The organism is Bathymodiolus platifrons methanotrophic gill symbiont (assembly GCF_002189065.1).
Taxonomy (GTDB): domain Bacteria; phylum Pseudomonadota; class Gammaproteobacteria; order Methylococcales; family Methylomonadaceae; genus Methyloprofundus.
This window is the reverse complement of sequence record NZ_BDMN01000279.1, coordinates 1-3,767: the sequence shown is the minus strand read 5'-3', so window position 1 is coordinate 3,767 and position 3,767 is coordinate 1. Positions and strand designations below refer to the sequence as shown.

Genomic DNA, 3,767 nt, shown 5'->3' with positions numbered 1-3,767 from the left:
AATGCTCAATTTGAAAATATTACCCAATTGAAGCAGGACTACCTGGATGCGGGAAACCCTGTTATTAGTATGGATACCAAAAAGAAAGAGTTATTGGGTACTTTTTATCGTAATGGATCGCTCTATACACAAGCAGCCATTCAAACGAATGATCATGATTTCCCTAGCTCTGCAACAGGCAGTGTTATTCCTCATGGGTTTTATGACCTCAAACGAAACACAGGATATATCACGCTTGGAACGAGTCATGATACCAGTGAATTTGCCTGTGATAGCTTATTTCAATGGTGGGTAAACGAGGGTATTATTCATTATCCTAAAGCAAAATCATTGTTGATCCTTTGCGATGGTGGAGGGAGTAACAGCTCACGGCACTACATTTTTAAAGAAGATTTACAAAAGACTGCGAATGCACTTGGATTGGAAATTAGGATTGCCCACTATCCTCCTTATACCTCCAAGTATAATCCCATTGAACATCGTTTTTTTCCTCATGTGACTCGTGCTTGTGAAGGTGTTGTATTTGACTCGGTTGAAACAGTTAAAACATTGATTTCTAGAACATCAACGTCAAAAGGACTAACAACAATTGTTCACATACTCGACAAAATATACGAGACAGGACGAAAATATGCCGCTGACTTCAAAGAAATAATGCCGATTATATTTGATACACATTTACCAAAATGGAATTACCGTGCAATTCCTCAAGAATAATTAATATCGGGAAGTTGTTTCGTGCTTATTCCTAAAAGGCACAATTCCAGCGACAACGACAGGAACCAGTAAGAAAGCTAATAGGGCGCGTAGGAACATGGTTTATCCTTGAGTGTTTGGGTAAGTATTCAAAAAAAATTCTGAGTTATTGCGGAGAGGGATTCAGGAGTAAAAAAGCTTTAGCTTTTTTCTTGTAACAGCAATAGCTAAAGCTATTGCACTCCAGCTGAGAAGACAAAAAATTACCAGATTATGCTTAATTGATTAATATCCTGTAATTTTGAGTCCGCTGTAATTAGAGGTGAGTTATGAATTATTGCAGTTGATGCGATTAAGCGGTCAGCAGGGTCTTTATGAATAAATATATCTTGCTGCGACAAAGCAGCAATTTCAGGTGTTACTGGCAAAACTGTCAGTGACATAGTCAAAATTATATCGTTCATATATTGTTCGGCAGGAATGTCATTTCTTAATCGTCCGGACTTGAATAACATAGCAATTTCCCAAAATGAAATATCAGAACATGCCAGGGATTTAGTTGCTAATGCTTTTTCTAGTATTAAGCTTGCTTTTGTCGATAGCCGCTTTGGATTATCTTGCCAAAAAATCAAAATATGTGTGTCACAAATTGTCAGCATCGGCACTCCATTCGTTTTCCAGAGGCTCCATAATATCGCCAACAATCACAGTGCCGCGAAGTTCATCAAGTCTATATTGAGCCGCTTGCACTGAGTCAGCTTCAGGAACCAGTCTAGCAATGGTTCTTCCGTGACTGGTAATCTGAATTTGCTCGCCGTGACTCACTTTTTTCAAAAAATCAGGTAAGTTAGCCCTTAGGTCAGTTACTTTAACTTGTAGCATAATTAACCCCTGTTTTGTACATGTAATATGTACAATTATAAGCAATGTCTGCTGGATAGCAATCGTTACTTTTATATCTGGCTATTAAACCCCGTCCCAGTACCACACAATGCAGCAATAATATTTCAGATGAACCTGAAAATAAGCGGCTAGCCATCGCGTCTTGCACTAGTGTGGTCATCTTGTTTTCAGCAATTAAACCATTAGCCCCCATTATTTGTGCTGCATCCAGGCTCGATTGTAAAAAAGCTTCGCTGGAGTAGAGTTTGGCCTGGGCACTGGCTAAACTAATGCGCCTGCCCGCACCTTTTAATCTGGCACACTCATTAGCCCATAATAAACAGGTTTCCAGGCGGCACTTCATCTCGGCAATTTTGTGGCTGATCGCTTGATTGGCTCCTAAGTGAGTGCCGTTGCTCTGACGATTCCGGGAGTACTGTATTACTTGTTCCAGTTGCCATTGCATAATGCCGGTAATTCCGGCAAAAATAAATGCGCGTTCCAGTTCCAGTGCGCTCTGAATCATCATGCCACCTGCCCCGGTTTTACCCAGTTGACGGTCTAAGGGAATCAGGCAGTCTTGCAGGATAATATCGCCCATAGTCGCGCTAGAACAGCCAGTAACATTTGGGCTGTTAGTGAAATTTGCACCGCTGTCTGTTTGTTTGACTAGAAATGCTGAGAGTTTACCCTCTAATTTAGCGTAAATAAGTAAAACATCAGCGATAGGTGTATTAGTGATAAAACGTTTGTGCCCGTTTAATACAAAGCCTGCCTCTGTCGATATTGCGCGAGTTTCGATAGCATTAATATCAGAACCCGTTTGCGGTTCTGTAATCGCATGACCGCCGATTAATTCAGCTGATAACAGCGCAGGTAGCCAGCTTTGTTTTTGCTGTTCAGAGCCATACAATATGAGCGGAAAGACTGAGCCCCAAAGGTGTGCATTGATAGATAAGATTAAGCCAGTATCCAGACAAAGTTTACCTAATATTAAGTGGGCTTTAACCAGGTCTTGAAAACCATCACCATGCCCCCCCAGTTGAGTGCTGATGGCATGTTTTAGTAGATTCTCTTGAGCGCAATATTGTAAGCGCTGTTTTGATGCGTGAATATCACCGCTAGGAGGAAGTTGCTGGTATTGAGTCATGAGAGTACATGTAGAGCGGACTTAAGTCCGCAAGAGTCAAAGTGCAAGAAAAAAGGGGAGTAGGCTTTAGCCTACATGTGCCGTTATTTGTGTAGGCTAAAGCCTACTCCCCAAGACAGAGTTTACAGTACCAGCGGACTAAAGTCCGCTCATTATCATCTTACTTAAACAAGCTTTGTACCGCCTGATAGTCAGTTTTTCCATTAGATAGGCTAGGTAAAGCATCTAGCACAATAAATTTACAGGGTTGCATATAGGGTGCGAGCGACTGGCGTAAGGGTTTAATTGTGTCTGCCAGGTTGGCATCGTTTTTTAATGCTAGCGCGGCAGCAGGCCGTTGTCCGCTAGTCAGGTCTTTAATGCCCACTACGGCACAACTCTGAATGTTATCCAGTTGATTAATACATTGTTCGATTTCAGCTGGTTCAACACGATAGCCAGAGCACTTTAACATGCGGTCCAGGCGTCCATGATACAGGTATTCACCTGCTTGATTTATGGATGCTTTATCCCCGGTAGAGTAATAGTCGGTATTAAGAGGCTGTAGTTTACCTTGTTGCCAATAGCCGGAAAAGTTATTAAGACTATTGACCGCTAACTCTCCTGTTTCAGCATCAATAGTTAATTTCGCATTTCCAGCCGCATGGCCGATGGGAATTGTCTGGCCTGCTTGTAAACATTTACGGTCTACTTGCCAATAACAGCAGACATTAGTCTCGGTAGGACCATATAAATTATACAGATCCGTGTCAGTTAATAATTCAGCCAGTTTGATTAAGTGCGCAGTAGGAAAAACTTCACCGGCAAATAACAAACGCTTTAAATGGCTTAAGTTGGTAGTTTCCAGGGCGCCTTTAAGTGCAATAAAGCTTAATAAAGAAGGAACGGTATACCAGGTTGTGATTTTATGCTCACTTAGGAATGTGCACGAAATAACTTCCTGAAGCAGCCAAGCTTGAATAATGAAATATCTCCCCTAAATTAAGGTTATCTTAATTTATTACTCAGTGGTTGTCTTATGTCATTTCCTTATAAAAAA

5 protein-coding genes are annotated in these 3,767 nt (G+C 41.2%); 1 reads left to right on the top strand and 4 read right to left on the bottom strand.

Translation table 11 applies throughout. The annotated features are described in order from the left end of the window. Positions 1-717 (top strand): ISAzo13 family transposase (locus CDZ78_RS15090; protein ID WP_140414094.1); only part of this gene is annotated, 717 nt, incomplete at its 5' end. A 242-nt stretch (positions 718-959) separates the two neighbouring features. On the opposite strand, the gene CDZ78_RS15085 is transcribed toward CDZ78_RS15090, so the two are convergent. The 4 genes from CDZ78_RS15085 to CDZ78_RS15070 all read right to left on the bottom strand — a co-directional run bounded on the left by CDZ78_RS15085 (position 960) and on the right by CDZ78_RS15070 (position 3,662). Continuing rightward, a complete protein-coding gene (locus CDZ78_RS15085) occupies positions 960-1,355 on the bottom strand; it encodes a type II toxin-antitoxin system VapC family toxin (protein ID WP_087870749.1) in 396 nt (131 codons plus the stop codon). Further along, complete coding sequence (locus CDZ78_RS15080) at positions 1,339-1,578, bottom strand: type II toxin-antitoxin system Phd/YefM family antitoxin (RefSeq protein ID WP_087870748.1); 240 nt, start codon at positions 1,576-1,578, stop codon at positions 1,339-1,341. The genes CDZ78_RS15085 and CDZ78_RS15080 overlap by 17 nt, the downstream gene beginning before the upstream one ends. Next, positions 1,565-2,728: an acyl-CoA dehydrogenase family protein gene (locus CDZ78_RS15075; RefSeq protein WP_087870747.1), complete on the bottom strand. Its 1,164-nt coding sequence runs from the start codon at positions 2,726-2,728 to the stop codon at positions 1,565-1,567. Before CDZ78_RS15075 ends, CDZ78_RS15080 begins: the two co-directional genes overlap by 14 nt. Positions 2,729-2,888: 160 nt before the next feature. Then, on the bottom strand, positions 2,889-3,662 hold the full coding sequence (locus CDZ78_RS15070) for an AMP-binding protein (protein ID WP_280175591.1): 774 nt from the start codon (positions 3,660-3,662) through the stop codon (positions 2,889-2,891). Positions 3,663-3,767 lie beyond the last annotated feature (105 nt).